Origin of the sequence: Lacrimispora amygdalina (assembly GCF_003432035.1) — a bacterium.
GTDB lineage: Bacteria > Bacillota > Clostridia > Lachnospirales > Lachnospiraceae > Lacrimispora > Lacrimispora amygdalina.
In genome coordinates, this window is sequence record NZ_QOHO01000053.1 from 44,310 (window position 1) to 62,512 (window position 18,203).

Sequence of the window (18,203 nt, forward strand, 5' to 3'; positions counted from 1 at the left end):
CTTCTCCTTTATATCAGTTCAGTATTTTGGAAAAACAAAAAGCCCTCTGCATCCGAAGATACAAAGGGCGAATAAACGCGGTACCACCTTTATTATGGCAGATTCAGCCATATCTTTAGAGCCTTTAACGGGGCCATGCGTGAAAGCTTACTGTATGATAAAATTCAGCCTTCCGGTTCCGAAGCTACCTTCCGCATACACTGCCTTAACCGCCTTTCAGCCAGCGGACGGTTTTCTCTTTCAGGGTTATGTGCGTACTCCTCTTCTTCCATACCTTTTCCTGTTATCTAGTATATGATAGAGGCTTTTCACCGTTTTGTCAAGACATAATATTGCGGTATTCCTTCTTCCACTTAGAAACCAGCTCTCCCGCTCCCTGGAAACGCTTAATGGGATCTTTCTGGAATAAGTCTTCCAGTTCAAGCAGGCTCTTTGCCTTACCTGCCGTTTCATTTGCCATTTCCCGCTCTTTGATGCATATCTGCTTCAATTCTTCCGTCATAAGAGTTAAAAAGCGCTCTCCCGGTGTCACAGAAGGGTTCCACTGGCTTAAGTGGCAGATTTTTTTAAGCACCTCCTCGTTTTTAACAAGGTCATATGATTTTTCATAAGCTTTACAGGCCTTATCCATGAGAAACAGACGGGCATAGGCAGCCCCTAAGTTATGATAGACTTTTGCCGTAAATCCGTCACTGCCTCTGTCTGCTCTTGCCATGTCAAGAATTCTTAAATAAATGGATACTGCTTTTCCGTATTGTTTTTTCAGGAATAGAAAATCAGCCTTCTCCTTTAACAGTTCTGACTGCGGCAGCCTGCGAAATGCCGCCAGCTGCTGACGGAACCGTCCCACTTCCGCAGCACTGTAATAATCACATTCATGGAGGATCATAGCCAGAAGCTCATCCTCATCTTCCCCGCTTTTTTGCCATTTTTCAAGTTTTGCCGCAAAAAAGGCCATATCTAAATCTTCCCGGATAAATTCCACAAGACTTTCATCTATAAATCCGTCTATTACAAGAAGGGGATGATTATAAATCACATAGCAAAGTTCCTGGGAAGAAAAAATCCGTATTCCCAGATATTCAAAGTAAAAGGGCCGCTTTACCGGTTCCTGCCGGCACAGTATGAGGCTCATAACATAACCTCCTGCCTGATGACTGCATCGGTAGCCGGAAACAGTTCTCCAAATCCCTTATCCCTTAAAACAACGGCCATGGTTTTCTCATCCAGGAATCCAAAACTGATCCCCAGGCGGGTTGTCCGGTCGGGGCGATTGGGAAATCCCTCCAGAGGTATCTTCACCAGTCTCTTTTGCTTGGGATCCATGGGTGTTACCATAAATTCCACATAATCCTGTTTGTCCACAATTAAGTCCACGCTGCTTTTCGCCTCATACCAGTTATCACCTGCTGCTGCCACTATGAGCTGGCTCTCCCGTTCCTTATGAAGCACACACAGGGAAACAGTGGAATGAAGATGGCCTTCGCAGATACAGATAAATGGATAAGCGGAGTTATCCTGTAAATAATCCATTCCTTTAAAAGCGGCGCCTCTGGCAAACAGCTCCGGCTCCATATAAACCTTTCTTCTGGAACAGAGCACTTTCATGGAATCCTTTGCCCAGTCATGGCGTTCAAACCCCTTTCCTGTTAAAAATACAGAAGAAAAGAGTTTTTTCTGCAATAGCCGGTCCGCACAGGAGCTTAAAATTTTATCCGCCAGCTTTCCGCCGGAAGGCGTATCCAGAATATCCAGATTAAAGCTTTCTTCCAAATCCTCATGCTCTGCAATCACCATCATTTTCCGAAGTCCTCTCTGGACTTTAAGCTCATGGTAATGAAAGGAGTCCTCAGATAAATCAAATACTCCCACCTGGTTTCCCCATACTTCTTTTTTCTGGCTGAGAGCATAGTAAACAAAGCTTTCCGTATGGCTGATAATATGAACCCGCTCCCGTTCAATTCCCAGAGAGTCTGCACAATACATCAGGGCATCCATCAGCTTTCCATCCACTTTCTGCATGGTAATCACCAGCTGTTTAATCTCCTCACAGAAGAATTCTTCCATGGGTAGTTTTATGATTTTTTTCAAAAATAATTTTAGTAAGTCAAGACCTTCATATTTCGTACCGCCAAGCGTTGCAGTCCCGTCTTTTCTTACCATCTTTATCAGCTTGTCCACAATGATGCCTTCTCCCACAAGAGTATAGGCATAAGCTTCTTCTCCTATGTACCAGGCTTCTTCATCCTTTTTCTTGCAGATAACCGTAGGAATGCTCCATGATTTTTCTCTGTCATGGCAGCAGATCCGGGTATAGGCATCACACAGATCAAGCCCTATTATCAGTCCGTCCATTGACATCCCCTTATCTTACATCAGTGAAAATATTTCTTCCGCAGCAGCATTTTTCTTTAAATACTCCTGCATCCGTTTTTTAAGCCCGGTCTCATCCTTTAAATTGAGAGACAGGCTCATTTCGTTTAAGCAGGCATATCTGCTGTCCGAATCTTTGGGTGCAACGCCTGCCTCGCAGCCGACGCTCCCCTCTTCCTTTAATACCCATTCTTCATCAATCAGTTCTTTTACCCGGTATTCCATGATTTCGCCTTCAAACAATATTTTCTGTTTCACGAAAACACCCTGATACATACGGGTAATATCCTCACTGTGATACTCTTCCTCATCGGGTAGTATTCTGATTTCCAGTTCAATTTTCGAATCCCGTTCTGCGCAGTACTGAATCATCGCCTTATCCATGACATCCTCAGGCATGGGAATATACTTAGCCAGCTTTTTGTAGTACGGGAATACCAGGCGTTCTTCCATCAGCAGGGATACCATGCTTTTCAACAGTTCTTCCTGCTTCTCATCAATGGCAGGAAGTTCCGAATAATATCTGGTCAGTGCCAGTAAATAGATGGTAGGAAAACGGCCTTTTTGAGACGCCGCCTGCAGGATTCCTTCCAGATAAGAAAAGACCTTTTCTTCCGGTTCTTTCCCATTCATAAAATAGTCCGTGCACTTTAAGGTAAAATATGCCTTTACGATGCTCTCACCAGGCTCTTTCCTGCTCTGGTATAAATGAAAAACCTTATCCAGTCTGGAAATATCGCCGCTGAACATCATCTGGGCAGTCAGCCGCTCTTCTAAATCATAGGTCTCCACATGAAGGGAAACTCCCTGCAGCAAAATACGGTACATCTGGCTGCTGAGACCATTGTAATGTTCACACAGATAATCCAGGAGAACGCTGTCGCTTTCTTCTTCTAAAAAGGCGGTATATGCCAGATGCAGTAAAAGCGGATCCTCGCGGAATAAATTCTTAAGAATCATCTCCGTGCACAGCTTATGAAGCTGCCTGGAACTGATTCCTTCCCCGCCGAAATCCCGGATCATCCGGTAAGCTTCTTCCATGTAATTGTTGTGAATCAGCGTATCACAGACACCTGCCCGCTCCTGCCTGGTAAGAACCTTCTTATCAAGTTTCAGTAAGTAACCGGCTCCGGCTCCCTCTCCCGGCGCAGTTTCTGCCTGCTTTTGATAATATTCAATGACTCTGGATAACAAAAGCTTCTGATAATAGGGACGCAGATTTGGATCCTCCAGTGTGCTTTCCAGAATCCCCACCTCTTTGGCATCTTTCGCACCGCGGGCCAGAATCTCATCACAGACACGAAGGCGAAGCATGGAATGCTCCGGATACAGTTCAAAGCATCTCTCCTCCAGCTCATTCCGCTCCATTACCGGATCCTTTTTGTATGGAATATTGGCGTACCGGTTTCCATATGCATCCTGAAAAAGCAGAATGCTGTGTTCCGAAAACAGAGGAACATAGGCTACGCCGTCATCTAAAAGGAACGCATCTTCCTGCGTCATTTCTTCATAACAGACAATGACATACTTCATTTTTTTATTGCTGCATTCCACCCGGTAGGAACGCAGAATGGAAGGAAGCACTTTCGCCATGGATAAATCCACAACTTCCTTTAACACCATCCGCTCATAGATTGCAGCCAGGTAATTGTCAATCCTGGATTCAAAGAGCTGTTCCGTCGCAAACTTCTCAATTATCCGTTCATAAGCCTGATAAAGAGGATCGGAAGGCTCTAAATATACAAGAACATTCTTATAAAGAACACTTCTGCTGTAAAGATCAAGTTCACTGCCTCCGTAGGAAAAATAAAGAAGCACTTCTTTGGGAAGCAGATAGCAGTAGTTCTTAGGAAGCGCGTAAATATAATATTCATAAAGCCTGGTCAGGCTGATTCCCGCCCTGATTCCCTTCTCATACCAGGAAAAAGCTTCTGAATTACGGCACTCTCCTTTGATCAGCAGGGAACAGATGGCCTCTAATACCTCTTTTTCAGATGTCTCTTTATAAAGTCTGCAAAGCATCCGGTAATGCAGCCGGTTATAATGCCTGGCTGCGAGAGTAAGTCTGCAAATCTGTGATGCCAGTCTTTTCTCTATGAGCCCTTTCCCCGCAGCAGAAAACAGGATCTGAAGTTCCACAGGACCAATAACCCGCACTAACTCCGGCGCACTGTTTAATACGTTGCAGCCCCATACATAGAAAAATGGGCTTCTTACCCCTGCTTCGTATTGACGCCTGAGTGTTGCCAGTAATGCCGGCGGATTTTCAAGCAGCCGGCTGTCTGTTTTTAGAAGAAGTCCAAATATATAAAACAGGTGATGATCCTCTTCCAGATATTTTTTCATCAGACGGACGAGAGATTCCCGCTGGTACTCATCAGGCTGAATCTCCAGCCGCAGATACTGGTAATAGCAGTAGATCTCCTTCTTCTCCTGTCTTTCTGAAAGGATCTCATCCCTGCTTTCATCAAGGAAAAGCGCTGCTTTCGACTTCTCTCCGGCAAACAGGCAGCATTCTGCACGAAGCAGCTTTATAAGGCCTGACTCCCCTTTCATCAGTTCGATTTCATCAAGTGCCTTCTCCATCTCTCTGCACAGAGACTCTGCACGTTCTTTCCCTGTCTCCGCCTCCAGGCGAAGCCGCAAAAATCGGCCGAATGCCTCTTTTGCAAAGGCGTCCTCCGCCGATATTCCTCCTCCCGGGTTGCTTACCGATATGACCGGTACCAGGAAACACTCTTCCACTCCGTTTATCTGAATTCTGCCATAATTTTCTCCCTGGTGCATACGCTCCGGGTGTACCACAAAAGGCAGCTTACATATATCATCTTCAAAATCCTGTTCGCCAATGGTTTTCTTTGGCAGTTCTATAAAATCACAGTCTGTTGTCACTTCCAGGCTGATGCAGCCCCAGCAGCTTCGTCTGATCTCGATCCAGTCCCTGGCAGCCTCCTCCAGTTCTCCATATCTGCGCTCTCCGGTATCCACCGACAACTCCACCGGCTTTTTTACCTTTAAAGCCACAAGAAACTCTTCCAGTTCCTTTCTTCTGTCAGGCCTGCCCTTTAATCCGTCATAAATTGCTCTTACATGAAGATCATTCATAAACGGAGCCGTAACAAAATCGCGGTACTCAAACAAACGAAGAGCCGTATCCATATCTTTTTTTGCAGTATCTGCAAAATTCTCTGCTGTCGTTAAATCACTCAGTGCCTTCCCTGACGTGCCAAGCTCTACACGAAACGAATAAGGGACTTCTTTCTCGCCGCCATTGGTAACCAGATAAAAAGATCCCTTAATCACATCTCCGTCTTCCATGAAACTTCCGTTAATCTCATAGACAAGATGATTGTATGTACCCCCAAACGATCCGCTTATCATCCGAACGCGGTAGTTAGAGGAATATGCAAGTCCTTTTATGTGCAGGTTATTCTCACTGGTAACGACAAGTTCCCGTCTCGTGGCTCCGCCCGAACGCACCACATCATCAATTCCTGATGGGGTAACCTTTATCTTTGGAATCTCTGAATCAATGATGCCCTTTGCCAGCCTGTTGATTCGTTCTCTCATAGTACCACCTGTATCTTCAATTTCCTTATGTTTTTCGTATGCTTCATTTGAATTACTCTATATTCTAACATATTTTCTATTGATTTAAAACCCTAAAATTGGTATGATAAATAAAAACTGTTGAAAAAAAGGACAAACTCATTATGACGACCAACGAGAAAGCATTATTGCTACATGAGAAATGGGGCGGAAAGCTGGAAATAACTTCCAAGGCAGCAGTAAAAAGCAGGGAAGATTTAGCCCTTGCATATACCCCCGGAGTAGCGGAGCCCTGCAGGGTAATCGCGGATAATCCTGAAGCCGCCTATCAATATACCATCAAATCCAACACCATCGCTGTTGTATCCGACGGCAGCGCTGTTTTAGGCCTTGGAAACATCGGCCCTCTTGCCGCCATGCCTGTGATGGAAGGCAAAGCAGTATTATTTAAAGAATTCGGCGGGGTCAATGCCATTCCCATCTGCCTGGACACCCAGGATACGGAAGAGATTATTAAGACCGTCACTGCCATTGCCCCTGCTTTTGGCGGAATTAATCTTGAAGACATATCTGCACCCAGATGCTTTGAGATTGAAGAGCGGTTAAAGAAGCTCCTTACCATTCCAGTCTTTCATGATGACCAGCATGGTACTGCAATCGTAGTCCTTGCAGGAGTCATCAATGCGCTGAAAGTGACAGGGAAAAAGAAAGAGGACTGCCGCGTGGTAGTAAACGGTGCAGGCTCCGCCGGCATTGCCATCACCAGACTTCTGCTGTCTTACGGATTTTTGCATATCGTCCTCTGTGACCGGGCAGGAATTCTTTTTAAGGGAATGGAAGGTTTAAACTGGATGCAGGAAAAGATGATGGATTCCACTAATTTAGAAGGCCAGACAGGAAGTCTTGCCGACGCCATGAAAGATGCCGATATCTTCATCGGAGTCTCAGCTCCCGGAATTGTAACAGAGGAGATGGTTTCTTCCATGAATTCTGATTCCATTCTCTTTGCCATGGCTAATCCGGTCCCGGAGATCATGCCGGATCTGGCGAAAAAGGCAGGAGCCAGGGTCGTTGGTACAGGAAGATCTGATTTCCCGAATCAGGTGAATAACGTAGTTGTCTTCCCAGGTATTTTTAAAGGTGCGCTGGAGAGAAGAGCTGCTGCCATTACAGAAGAGATGAAGCTTGCTGCTGCAGAGGCCATCGCAGGCCTGGTAGCACCTTCCGCAATAAATGAAGACAATATCCTGCCTGAGGCTTTTGATCCCCGTGTGGCAGATGTTGTCAGCCGGGCGGTGAAAGACCATATCCGGTAATAAAAAGATGGAGGTTATCCAATGCTCTCAGAACCCATGACACTATATAAGCTGATGATTCTATACATGTTGAAGCAGGTTAACTTCCCCCTGACCAGTGCACAATTATCTAACTTTTTTCTGGAGCATGAATATACCACATATTTTACATTGAATCAGGCATTGAATGAACTGTTAGAGGCAAGACTGCTGCATGTGGAGACCAATCACAACAGCAGCCGGTACGATATTACAAGAGAAGGGGAGGAGACTCTCTCATTCTTCGGCAATAAGATTTCACCTGCTATTGTCCATGACATGGATGAATATTTGAAAGAAAACAAGTTCCGTCTCCGCAATGAAGTGGGCGTGACAGCAGATTACTATAAATCCACAAGCCAGGATTACATTGTTCACTGCGAGGTAAGAGAAGGCAAGAACTGTCTCATTAATCTGGAACTGTCCGTTCCCGATAAGGATCAGGCAGAAATCATGTGTGACCACTGGAAATTAAAAAGCCAGGAAATTTATGCATTTGCCATGAAATCATTAATGAGCGGATCGTAAAATTCCTGTCAGCAGATATGATTAAGGGGGAATTCGTTTGAAGAAAGTTCCGGTTAAAAAAACATGGTATCACTCTGTTTCTGACCATTATAAGTCTTTGAAGCTGCAGCACAAAAAGAAGATGTTCCGGTTAAAAGCAAAATTGTTTCTCACTGTTATTCTTCCATTTTTAATTCTGGTGCTGGGTGCCGAAGTTCTCCGTACCTTCATACAGATCAAGATAAGGAAACTTTTTACCCGTCCGCTTCCGAAAGACTGATCACATAAGGCGGCCTTTTAAGCCGCCTTTTTTTGTGTTATACAATATTTCTTTCCTCTCCCCGCAGGTAAGAGACGATGTTTTCGTATACCTCACAAAGACACCGTCTTCTGGCCTCTACCGTGGCCCATGCGATATGGGGAGTAATAATCAGTTTTGTACTGTCTTTCATTCCCAAAAGAGGATTATCCGGCAGCATGGGCTCTGCACTGATTACATCCAGCCCTGCTCCCCCGATCTCTCCGGTTTCCAGAGCTTTTAAAAGAGCCTCTTCCCTGATGATATTTCCCCTGCCCAGATTCAGCAGTACCGCAGATTTTTTCATCTTTTTTAACGCATCTTCATCAATTAAATATTCTGTAGCAGAATTTAACGGGGCATGAATGGATATAATATCCGACTCATTTAACAATACATCAAAATCCACACGTTCCCAGCTGGAATTGGTATTTTTACCGGAGGTGGAGTAATAAACCACTCTGCATCCGAAGGCTTCTGCCACCCGGGCCACCCCTCTGCCAATCTCTCCAAGTCCGATTATTCCCCAGGTCTTTCCGTAAAGTTCATTGAATTTCATATCAAATCTGCTGAATATATCACTGACTGCATATTCACCTGATTTTACAAACTGATCATAATATGCAAGCTTCTCATAGACATAAAACAGCAATGCAAAGGTGTGCTGAACGACAGACCGGGTGGAATAGCCCTTCACATTGGTGACTGCTATGTTTCTACTTCTCACATAATCAAAATCAACGGTATTGGTCCCGGTGGCTGTGAGGCAGATCAGCTTCACATGTTCTGCATATTTCAGTGTTTCTTCATTCATGGGGATCTTATTTACTATAATGATATCCGCATCCCTGACCCGTTCCTGATTGTACTCAGGCTCCGATTTGTTATATTTCACCACTTCTCCAAGAGCATAAAACGGGGAATAGTCCACATCATCTCCCAGAGTATCGGTTTCCATAAATACCAGTTTCATAAGAACCTCCTTTCAGTCAATCCTTCTTTTTTTATCTACCAGTATATCAAAAAGGAGCCTGCTCCACAACTGATCTTTCAGTCATTTTGCAACAGCTCCGTCTTCTTCTATCCCTGCATAAACCGGGTTAAGAATTCCTTTGTTGAGTTTTTCCGGGGATTTCCGAATATATCGGCCGGTGCACCCTCTTCTTCAATCACGCCTCCTGCCATATAAACCACGTGGTTGGACACATCTCTTGCAAATGCCATCTCATGCGTTACAATGATCATGGTAAGACCTTCTTTTGCAAGTGTTCTCATAACTGCAAGAACCTCTCCAACCATCTGGGGATCCAGAGCGGAAGTCGGCTCATCAAACAAAAGAACCTCCGGTTCCATGGCAAGCGCTCTGGCAATTGCCACTCTCTGCTTCTGTCCGCCTGAGAGCTGCCTTGGTTTGGCGTTGATATAAGGAGCCATTCCAACCTTCTCCAAAAACATCATCGCCGTCTTTTTCGCTTCTTCCTTATCCTTCTTTAAAACCTTCACCTGGCCTACCATACAGTTGTCCAGTACGGTCATGTTATTAAAGAGATTAAAGTTCTGAAACACCATACCGACTTTGGTCCGGTATTCAGGCACGTTCATCTTCCTGTCAGTAATATCCACATCATGATATAAAATCTCACCGGTAGTTGGGGTTTCCAAAAGATTGATACAGCGTAAAAGAGTGGACTTTCCGGAGCCGGATGCTCCGATAATGCAGGTCACATCTCCTGCATTTACATTGAAATCAATATCCCTTAAAACCACATTGGTTCCAAATGTCTTACTTAAATGACGAATTTTCAACACATTGCTATCAGCCATTTATTTACCCTCCTTCTCTTTCGGATCCGGAAATTTCACCATTCCGCTGGTATAAGCTAACGTATCTGTGGTCGCCAGATCGTAGCTGTCGGGTCCATCCATCTTTTTCTCCCAGTGGCGGAGAATTCTGGAACAGGTAAAGGTCAGGACAAAGTAAATTACCATGGTAATGGTAAATGCTTCAAAATAGGTATAGTAAGCTCCTGCCACACCCTTAGTCGCGTAAAACAGCTCCACGACGCCGATGACAGAAAGCACACACGTATCCTTAATATTGATGATTAAGTTATTGCCGATCTGTGGCATGATGTTACGCAGCGCCTGTGGCATGATAACATTCAACATCGTCTGGTAATGGGTCATACCAATGGCCTTCGCTCCTTCTGTCTGACCGGGATCAATGGAAAGAATTCCTCCTCTGACAGTCTCTGCCATATAGGCTCCGGTATTGATGGAGACAATAAAATAGGAGGCAAATACAATGGACATATTAATTCCAAAGAGGGCGGAGGATCCATAAAAAATAAACATGGCCTGAACCATCATAGGGGTTCCGCGGAATACTTCCACATAGACATTTAAAATAAATTTGATTCCTTTAACCAGTACCTTTTTTAACAGGTTATCCTGCTTTGATTCCGGGGTTGTCTGAATAATTCCCACAGCAAAGCCAATCACACAGCCGATCAATGTACCTAAAACGGCGATTGCCATTGTTTTGCCGGCCCCTGCTAAAAAGGACGGGCCATAATTTTGCAGTATAAATACGATTCTTCCAAAAAAATCTGACGGCAAAGACATATACTACCTTCTCCCTTTCACAGCTTCGTTAAAACAGAACAAGGGGCACGGAAAAACGCTTATCCCGTGCCTGCAAGCCCTGATTCTTTTTATCCTTTATTACTTTGAAAGCGGCTGAACACTGATCGCCTCTTCCATCATCTTATTAAAATCATCCTTGGTCATTTTTTTCAGCACTCCGTTGATGGCATCCTTTAATTCAGCATTGCCTTTTTTAACAGAAACACCGATGTTAATGTCTTCATCAGATACCTTGAACTCCCCGTCTGTACCGGTGAAATCAAGAAGTTTGAAATCAGGATATGCAATCAGTGCAGCCTGACCGGTTGGCTTATCTGTTACTACTACGTCACATCTTCCGGAATTTAAAGAAACAAGCATGGCCGGAGCGGATTCCTGTGCCGGCTGAATGTCTGCTTCCGGAATCTGGGGAAGACAGTTATCATACCAGATGGTGTTTAACTGGGAGGTCGCAACTGCGCCCTTTAAGTCAGCAACACTTTTTGCATTCTCATACTTGCCGCCGGCTTTTACTAAAGCTACGATGGTAGCGAAATAGTATGGATCTGTAAAATCAACGGACTGCATACGTTCTGCAGTGATGGATTGACCTGCGATAACACAGTCAACCTTACCCGACTGTACAGCAGGTACTAATGAATCCCAGTCCAGCTTCACAATTTCCAGACTATAGCCAAGCTCGTCCGCAATCTTTTTCGCCATCATTACATCGTAACCGTATGCAAAATCAGAGCTTCCTGAAATCTTCACCGCTCCGTTGGCATCGGTTGGCTGAGTCCAGTTGTAAGGGGCATAGCTGCACTCCATGGCAACTTTTAATACTTTCTTGTCTCCTGCTTCTTTTCCTGCACCAGAAGTGCCTGCTGTGGAGTTTCCGCCTGAACAGGCAGTTAATGCCGCCGCTGCCAGAGCTGCCGCCATGAGAGTTGATACAATTTTCTTCATAGTTTTTTTCATAACTGTTTTCTCCTCTTTCTTCCTTAATGAACTCTATGTAATAAATAGGTTCATTATAAAAAGATTTTTACTCCTTGTCAAGACTATTTACAGAATCCTCAATCAAGTCCCAGATTTCTTCTCTGCCCTGTTTGGTCTCTGCAGAAAATGGAATTACGGTTACTTCCGGTCCGATCCCCAGCCCGGTACGCACCACCTTTAATGCTTTTGCTACCTGGCTCCGCTTCAGCTTATCCAGCTTCGTGGCAATAATAACCGGCTGATACCCATTGTTAACAATCCAGTCATACATGGTTTTGTCATTGTCGGAAGGCTCGTGACGGATATCAATCAGTAAAAATACACATTTTAACATCGGGGATTTATGAAGATAATTTTCAATCATCTTTCCCCATTTTGCTTTTACTTCCACGGCTACCTTTGCATAACCGTAGCCGGGAAGATCCACATAGTAGAATGAGTCATTCATGTTATAGAAATTAATGGTCTGTGTTTTACCTGGTTGAGATGAGGTCCTTGCAAAGGACTTCCGGTTCATAAGGGCATTGATGAGAGAGGATTTCCCAACATTGGACTTGCCGGCAAATGCAAATTCCGGTTTTGTGTTTTCCGGGAGTTTGCTGGTAATGCCGCATACAGTCTCCAGTTCCACGGTTTTAATAATCATATGATTTCCTTTCTATTCCTGGACGAAAGCCTCTTTTAATACTTCCGGCATTTCCTTTACGAACACAATTGTAAGGCCTTCTGTTATCTCTTCCGATAATTCTGCAATGTCCGGGCGGTTTTTATCCGGAACCAGAACCTTTTTTACACGAGCCATGCGTGCTGCCAGTATTTTCTCCTTTAAGCCTCCGACTGGAAGAACCCTGCCTCTTAAGGTTATTTCCCCTGTCATGGCGACTGTTGCACTTACCTTCTGGTTTGTAGCGGCAGAAAGCATGGCAGTTGCCATGGTAATTCCTGCAGACGGCCCATCCTTTGGTACTGCTCCCTCCGGTATATGCAGATGAATATCGTGCTTCTCAAAATAGTCGTCCGGTACTTTATACTCCGGTCCTACGGATCTGACATAGCTTAAAGCAGTCTGTGCAGACTCCTTCATAACGTCTCCCATCTGCCCTGTCATCTGAAGAGTGCCTTTCCCAGGCATTACATTTACTTCAATCTGCAGGGTATCTCCCCCTACACTGGTCCATGCAAGGCCTCTTACAATCCCCACCTGGTCTTCTTCATTGACATTGTCATAGGATACTTTTTCTTTCCCTAAGTATTTCTCCAGCTCATTTTCTGTTATTTCAATTATCCGGTTTTTATCTTCCAGGAATTCTCTTGCTGCTTTTCTGAAAACGGCACCGATCCGCCTCTCTAAATTTCTGACTCCGGCTTCTCTTGTATAGTTGTGAATGACCTTTTCAAGGGCATGATCCGTTATGGTAACCGGTTTTCCCATGAGACCGTTTCTTTCCTGCTGCTTTTTCACCAGATAGTTTTTGGCAATATGGAATTTTTCATTCTCCGTATAGCTGTTTATTTCAATTACTTCCATACGGTCAAGAAGAGGACCGGGGATCGTTGTTATGGTATTGGCTGTTGCAATAAAGAGCACATTGGATAAATCAATGGGAAGTTCAATATAATGATCCCTGAATTTTACATTCTGCTCGCTGTCAAGCACCTCCAAAAGTGCGGAAGAAGTATCACCTCTGTAGTCACTGCTGACCTTGTCTATCTCATCAAGAAGCATCAGGGGATTGCTGACTCCCGCCTGTTTGACGGCCTCTGCAATCCGGCCCGGCATTGCGCCTACATAGGTTTTTCTATGTCCCCGGATCTCGGCTTCATCCCGGATTCCACCCAGACTGATTCTTACATATTCTTTATTCAGCGCTTTCGCCACAGATCTTGCAATTGAAGTTTTTCCCGTTCCGGGAGGTCCAACCAGACATATAATAGGACTGGTTCCCTTTTTTGTAAGAATGCGGACTGCAAGGTATTCCAGAATCCGTTCCTTTACCTTTTCCAGACCATAATGTTCTTCGTCAAGTACCTGCTGCGCATGAACGATGCTGTTATTGTCTTTTGACATCTTCTTCCACGGGAAATCAAGGACGGTATCCAGATACATCCGGACTACATTGGCTTCCTGACTTCCTCCTGGCATGGATTTAAAACGGTCAATCTCTTTTTGAATCTTTTCCTTTATCTCTTTATCCGCTTTTAAAGCCTTTAAACGTTTTGCATATTCATCGCTGTCAGTGAGGGGATTGTCCTCGCCCAGTTCTTCCCGGATCACTTTCATCTGCTCTCTTAAAATGTAGTCCTTCTGATTTTTGTCAATCCGTTCCTTTACATGGGACTGCAATTCTTTTTTTACCTTAGTCACTTCAATTTCAGTAATCAGGTGTTTCATAACAAGAGCATATCGTTCTTCCAGAAGCACGCTTTCAAGCACCTGCTGGCGGATACGGTAATCCCATGACAGCTGAACCGCCACCTGGTCTAAAAGTTCCCCTAAATCCAGAATAACCAGCAGCCCAGGCACCACTTCCTTGGCAATCCTCTGGTTTTCCCTGCCATAGGCTTCCAGCTTTTCTTTTACGATCTCGGCCATCGCCTGTATGGTAATCGGATCCAGTATATCATCCGGCACCTGCAATTCTTCGATTTCTCCCACAAGAAGCGGTCCTTCATTATCAAGAGCCAGCAGCTCTGTCCTTTCCAGTCCTTCCACCATGACACGTATGACGTTGTTGGGAAGCTTCACCAGCTGTTTGATTAAAGCTACCGTTCCTACCTGATATAAGTCATCCATTCCCGGGTCGGATTCTTCAGGATTTCTCTGGGTCACCAGACACACCTTCTGATCTCCTACCATCGCTTTTTCAACTGCTGCGATGGATTTCTCCCGGCTGATATCAAAATGCAGCATCATTTTGGGTAGAATAGTCATACCCCTTAAGGCAATAACCGGCATTGTAATTGTCTTATCTACCATATGGTTCTCTCCTTTGCATTCAAAAAGGTGTTCCAGCAGATTGATTCGCTGTAACACCTTCCCGACTCATGCAGGGATCTATGCGATCTCGCCTGTCTTATCTTTTCTCAATTTCTGAGCCAGTGATTTTCTGGGAACTGCCGTATCCCGATAAACCAGCTCCGGCTCTCCGTTTTTATCCACAACCTCTTTGGTGATTCTGCAGATTCCGATGCTGCTGTCTGATGGTATCTCATACATCAAATCCATCATAACGCTTTCCATAATGGAGCGTAAACCTCTGGCACCGGTTTTTCTTTCAACAGCCAGTTCCGCAATCCGTTCCACTGCTTCACTGGTCAGTTCCAGTTTTACGTCGTCCAGCTCAAACAATTTCTGGTATTGCTTAATCAGCGCATTCTTCGGCTCGGATAAAATCTTAACCAGAGCCTCCCGGTCTAAAAGTTCCAGCGATACGGTGATGGGAACGCGTCCGATAAATTCAGGAATCAGCCCGAACTTAACCAGATCCTGTGGCAGGGTCTTCTTTAAGAGATCGTCAATATCCGTTTTGTTCTTATCTACAATTTCCGCATTAAATCCAATGGATCCTGCGCTTAAACGGCGTTCAATGATTTTCTCCAGACCATCAAAAGCTCCGCCGCAGATAAACAGAATATTGGTGGTATTGATCTGTAAAAGTTCCTGGTGGGGATGCTTTCTTCCTCCCTGGGGCGGAACGCTTGCAACCGTGCCTTCCAGAATCTTTAACAAAGCCTGCTGAACACCTTCACCTGAAACATCTCTGGTGATTGACACATTCTCCGATTTCTTGGTGATCTTATCAATCTCATCAATATAAATGATTCCGAATTCAGCTCTGCTGATATCATATTCAGCTGCCTGGATCAATTTTAAAAGGATGTTTTCTACGTCTTCACCAACATAACCGGCTTCTGTAAGGGCGGTGGCATCTGCAATGGCAAAGGGAACATTAAGAACCTTAGCCAGAGTCTGCGCAAGATAAGTTTTACCGGAACCGGTAGGCCCCAACATCAGAATATTGCTCTTCTGTATATCCACATCCATTTTTTTACCGGATGTGATTCTCTTATAATGGTTATATACTGCTACGGACAACACCTTTTTTGCTTCGTCCTGACCAATCACGTACTCATCCAAAAATGCCTTCATTTCTTTGGGCTTCATCAGATTAATGTTACTGAAATCAGGTGCCTCATCATCATGACCGTCGAATTCTTCCTCTAATATCTCCGCACATAAATCAATGCACTCATCACAGATGTAGACATTATTGGAACCGGCTATCAGTTTCTTTACCTGATCCTGGGTTTTCCCGCAAAAAGAGCATCGGATCTTGTCGTCTGTTCTGACCGGCATATACACACCTCATACTTTCCTTGTTAATGGCTCACGTTTTTTGAGCATAAAGGGATACCCGAAGGGGGCTCCTTGTTAATGGCTCATTATCAGCGGTCGTGGCTGTAGAGAATATTATCAATCAGCCCATAAGCCTTTGCTTCATCAGCAGTCATGTAATTATCACGTTCTGTATCACGTTCAATTACTTCATAAGGCTGACCAGTGTTTGCCGCCATAATTTCATTCAAGCGTTTCTTTATCTTCAGTATATTCTCTGCAACGATGCGAATTTCAGTTGCCTGACCTTTCGCTCCGCCGGAAGGCTGGTGAATCATGACTTCCGCATTGGGAAGTGCAAAACGCTTGCCCTTTGCACCGCCTGCTAAAAGAAATGCCCCCATACTTGCAGCCATACCCATGCAGACAGTAGAAACATCGCATTTGATATAGTTCATGGTATCATAGATCGCCATGCCGGCAGTCACAGATCCGCCCGGGCTGTTAATATAAAGATTGATGTCCTTCGTGGGATCCTCTGCCTCTAAAAACAACAGCTGTGCCACAATAAGGCTTGCTGAAACATCAGACACTTCTTCACCGAGAAAAATAATTCTCTCTTTTAAAAGTCTGGAATAAATATCGTAAGAGCGTTCCCCCTTACTGGTTGATTCAATGACATAAGGTACTAAACTCATCTTTCTTCCTCCTGTCTGTTCTTGCTCACTCAAAACCGAATAGACTCCGGACAGGATGTCTGGAATCTACCGGGAATAAAACTTCTTAAACTAATTTTGCTTCTGCTACCAGGAAATCAACAGCTTCCTGTACTGCCAGATCTTCTTTCATCTGTGCAATGCCGCTTTCGCCAAGATATTCTTTAATCTGTCCAACTTCCATCTTGTAGCTTTCAGCCATAGTTGCAATTTCTTTTTCTACTGCTTCATCAGAAACAGTGATATTCTCTGCCTTTGCAACTGCCTCAAGAACCAGTCTTGTCTGGATTCTCTTTAATGCCTGAGGCTTCATCTGCTCTCTTAATGTTTCAATTGTCATGCCTGTAAACTTCATATACTGGTCAAGAGAAAGTCCCTGGCTCTGCATTCTTCTTGCATAGTCATTCACCATGTTGCTCACCTGGCTGTCAATCATCGGCTCTGGAATATCCATAGCTGCGTTCTCCACAACCTTCTCTACCACATGATCTTCATTCTCAGTAGCTGCTGCCTTCTGCTTTCTCTCAGCAACTTTTTCCTTGATGTCGTTTTTGTATTCTTCCAAAGTATCATATTCTGAAACTTCGCCAGCGAATTCATCATTTAACTCAGGAAGCTCTTTTCTCTTGATTTCCTTAACGGTAACCTTGAACATAGCCGGTTTTCCAGCAAGTTCCGTGGAATGATATTCATTTGGGAAGGTTACGTTTACTTCACAGGATTCTCCAATGTTCTTTCCAATGAGCTGTTCTTCAAATGTATCGATAAAGGAATGGGAACCGATGGTAAGCGGATAATCCTCGCCCTTACCGCCTTCGAAAGACTTTCCGTCAACGAAGCCTTCAAAGTCGATTACTGTCTGGTCGCCGTCTTCTACTGCTCTGTCTTCTACGGTAACAAGTCTGGAATTCTGTTCCTGGACTCTCTTTAATTCTGCTTCAATATCTTCTTCTGTAACTTCAGCGGATGCTTTGGTTACTTCAATTCCTTTATATTCGCCTAAAGTCACTTCCGGTTTTACGGCTACAGTAGCAGTATAGATTAAGTTCTGGCCTTTTTCAACCTGAACAACGCTGATTTCCGGTCTGGATACGATCTCCAGTCCGCTTTCCTCTGCCGCATCTCCATATGTCGCATCAAGAGCTTCATTTACAGCGTCCTCATATAAGACACCTGCTCCATACATCTTTTCTACCATGGCACGTGGTGCTTTGCCTTTTCTGAAACCAGGGATATTAAATCTGCCCTTATTCTTATTGTAAGCTGCGGTAAGAGCCTTCTCAAACTCCTCAGCCGGCACTTCTACCGTTAATTTTGCCATGTTCTTTTCTAATTTTTCCACTTGTAAACTCATTAATGGGTTCCTCCTTGAGATATATGTGAACCGCCTTACCGACAGGGCGTTACACTTCAATTTAGCATTATACCATACTCGTCCCCTAAATTCCAGTATTATTTATGATAAA

General features: G+C 44.4%; 15 protein-coding genes and 1 other annotated feature. Of the genes, 3 read left to right on the forward strand and 12 right to left on the reverse strand.

The window, feature by feature from the left end:
* Window positions 1–60: 60 nt before the first annotated feature.
* Window positions 61–280 (reverse strand) — a binding site (T-box leader).
* 39 nt (window positions 281–319) lie between these two features.
* The 3 genes from DS742_RS16805 to DS742_RS16815 are packed head-to-tail and all read right to left on the reverse strand — an operon-like array spanning window position 320 to window position 5,943.
* Window positions 320–1,135, reverse strand: coding sequence for a tetratricopeptide repeat protein (locus tag DS742_RS16805; RefSeq protein ID WP_117418139.1), 816 nt, complete (start codon window positions 1,133–1,135; stop codon window positions 320–322).
* The gene (locus tag DS742_RS16810; protein ID WP_117418140.1) at window positions 1,132–2,355 is read right to left on the reverse strand and encodes a DUF5716 family protein; all 1,224 of its coding nucleotides are present in this window, start codon (window positions 2,353–2,355) and stop codon (window positions 1,132–1,134) included. Before DS742_RS16810 ends, DS742_RS16805 begins: the two co-directional genes overlap by 4 nt.
* A 15-nt stretch (window positions 2,356–2,370) precedes the next feature.
* Window positions 2,371–5,943 carry a DUF5717 family protein gene (locus tag DS742_RS16815; protein ID WP_117418141.1) on the reverse strand — a complete coding sequence of 1,191 codons (3,573 nt, stop codon included), beginning with the start codon at window positions 5,941–5,943 and terminating at the stop codon, window positions 2,371–2,373.
* Between the two features lie 143 nt (window positions 5,944–6,086).
* Between DS742_RS16815 and DS742_RS16820 the strand changes: the two genes are divergently transcribed.
* The 3 genes from DS742_RS16820 to DS742_RS16830 are packed head-to-tail and all read left to right on the forward strand — an operon-like array spanning window position 6,087 to window position 8,043.
* Entirely contained in the window at window positions 6,087–7,238 is a 1,152-nt protein-coding gene (locus DS742_RS16820) for an NAD(P)-dependent malic enzyme (RefSeq protein ID WP_117418142.1), read from the forward strand.
* A 21-nt stretch (window positions 7,239–7,259) separates the two neighbouring features.
* Window positions 7,260–7,784: a DUF4364 family protein gene (locus DS742_RS16825; RefSeq protein WP_117418143.1), complete on the forward strand. Its 525-nt coding sequence runs from the start codon at window positions 7,260–7,262 to the stop codon at window positions 7,782–7,784.
* A gap of 37 nt (window positions 7,785–7,821) precedes the next feature.
* Complete coding sequence (locus DS742_RS16830) at window positions 7,822–8,043, forward strand: hypothetical protein (protein ID WP_117418144.1); 222 nt, start codon at window positions 7,822–7,824, stop codon at window positions 8,041–8,043.
* 37 nt (window positions 8,044–8,080) lie between these two features.
* On the opposite strand, the gene DS742_RS16835 is transcribed toward DS742_RS16830, so the two are convergent.
* The 9 genes from DS742_RS16835 to tig form a co-directional block, all read right to left on the reverse strand.
* A complete protein-coding gene (locus tag DS742_RS16835; RefSeq protein WP_117418145.1) occupies window positions 8,081–9,034 on the reverse strand; it encodes a D-2-hydroxyacid dehydrogenase in 954 nt (317 codons plus the stop codon).
* 107 nt (window positions 9,035–9,141) lie between these two features.
* Window positions 9,142–9,885 (reverse strand): amino acid ABC transporter ATP-binding protein, encoded by a 744-nt coding sequence (locus DS742_RS16840; RefSeq protein ID WP_117418146.1) that lies wholly within the window; start codon window positions 9,883–9,885, stop codon window positions 9,142–9,144.
* Window positions 9,886–10,680 (reverse strand): amino acid ABC transporter permease, encoded by a 795-nt coding sequence (locus DS742_RS16845; protein ID WP_170313497.1) that lies wholly within the window; start codon window positions 10,678–10,680, stop codon window positions 9,886–9,888.
* A gap of 105 nt (window positions 10,681–10,785) precedes the next feature.
* On the reverse strand, window positions 10,786–11,664 hold the full coding sequence (locus DS742_RS16850; RefSeq protein ID WP_117418148.1) for a transporter substrate-binding domain-containing protein: 879 nt from the start codon (window positions 11,662–11,664) through the stop codon (window positions 10,786–10,788).
* 67 nt (window positions 11,665–11,731) lie between these two features.
* The gene (gene yihA / locus DS742_RS16855) at window positions 11,732–12,331 is read right to left on the reverse strand and encodes a ribosome biogenesis GTP-binding protein YihA/YsxC (protein ID WP_117418149.1); all 600 of its coding nucleotides are present in this window, start codon (window positions 12,329–12,331) and stop codon (window positions 11,732–11,734) included.
* A 12-nt stretch (window positions 12,332–12,343) separates the two neighbouring features.
* Window positions 12,344–14,662: an endopeptidase La gene (gene lon, locus DS742_RS16860; RefSeq protein ID WP_117418150.1), complete on the reverse strand. Its 2,319-nt coding sequence runs from the start codon at window positions 14,660–14,662 to the stop codon at window positions 12,344–12,346.
* A 78-nt stretch (window positions 14,663–14,740) separates the two neighbouring features.
* The gene (clpX, locus tag DS742_RS16865; protein WP_117418151.1) at window positions 14,741–16,042 is read right to left on the reverse strand and encodes an ATP-dependent Clp protease ATP-binding subunit ClpX; all 1,302 of its coding nucleotides are present in this window, start codon (window positions 16,040–16,042) and stop codon (window positions 14,741–14,743) included.
* 89 nt (window positions 16,043–16,131) lie between these two features.
* Window positions 16,132–16,752 (reverse strand): ATP-dependent Clp endopeptidase proteolytic subunit ClpP, encoded by a 621-nt coding sequence (gene clpP, locus DS742_RS16870; RefSeq protein ID WP_278336074.1) that lies wholly within the window; start codon window positions 16,750–16,752, stop codon window positions 16,132–16,134.
* A gap of 52 nt (window positions 16,753–16,804) precedes the next feature.
* Window positions 16,805–18,091, reverse strand: a complete 1,287-nt coding sequence (tig, locus tag DS742_RS16875) for a trigger factor (protein WP_117418152.1) — start codon at window positions 18,089–18,091, stop codon at window positions 16,805–16,807.
* Window positions 18,092–18,203 lie beyond the last annotated feature (112 nt).

Bases quoted from the DNA above. Each gene is read 5' to 3' on its own strand.
- DS742_RS16825 (WP_117418143.1), top strand. From the start codon at position 7,260: ATGCTCTCAGAACCCATGACACTATATAAGCTGATGATTCTATACATG.
- DS742_RS16850 (WP_117418148.1), bottom strand. From the start codon at position 11,664: ATGAAAAAAACTATGAAGAAAATTGTATCAACTCTCATGGCGGCAGCT.
- yihA (WP_117418149.1), bottom strand. From the start codon at position 12,331: ATGATTATTAAAACCGTGGAACTGGAGACTGTATGCGGCATTACCAGC.
- clpX (WP_117418151.1), bottom strand. From the start codon at position 16,042: ATGCCGGTCAGAACAGACGACAAGATCCGATGCTCTTTTTGCGGGAAA.
- DS742_RS16805 (WP_117418139.1), bottom strand. From the start codon at position 1,135: ATGAGCCTCATACTGTGCCGGCAGGAACCGGTAAAGCGGCCCTTTTAC.
- lon (WP_117418150.1), bottom strand. From the start codon at position 14,662: ATGGTAGATAAGACAATTACAATGCCGGTTATTGCCTTAAGGGGTATG.
- tig (WP_117418152.1), bottom strand. From the start codon at position 18,091: ATGAGTTTACAAGTGGAAAAATTAGAAAAGAACATGGCAAAATTAACG.
- DS742_RS16820 (WP_117418142.1), top strand. From the start codon at position 6,087: ATGACGACCAACGAGAAAGCATTATTGCTACATGAGAAATGGGGCGGA.
- DS742_RS16835 (WP_117418145.1), bottom strand. From the start codon at position 9,034: ATGAAACTGGTATTTATGGAAACCGATACTCTGGGAGATGATGTGGAC.
- DS742_RS16810 (WP_117418140.1), bottom strand. From the start codon at position 2,355: ATGGACGGACTGATAATAGGGCTTGATCTGTGTGATGCCTATACCCGG.
- DS742_RS16815 (WP_117418141.1), bottom strand. From the start codon at position 5,943: ATGAGAGAACGAATCAACAGGCTGGCAAAGGGCATCATTGATTCAGAG.
- DS742_RS16840 (WP_117418146.1), bottom strand. From the start codon at position 9,885: ATGGCTGATAGCAATGTGTTGAAAATTCGTCATTTAAGTAAGACATTT.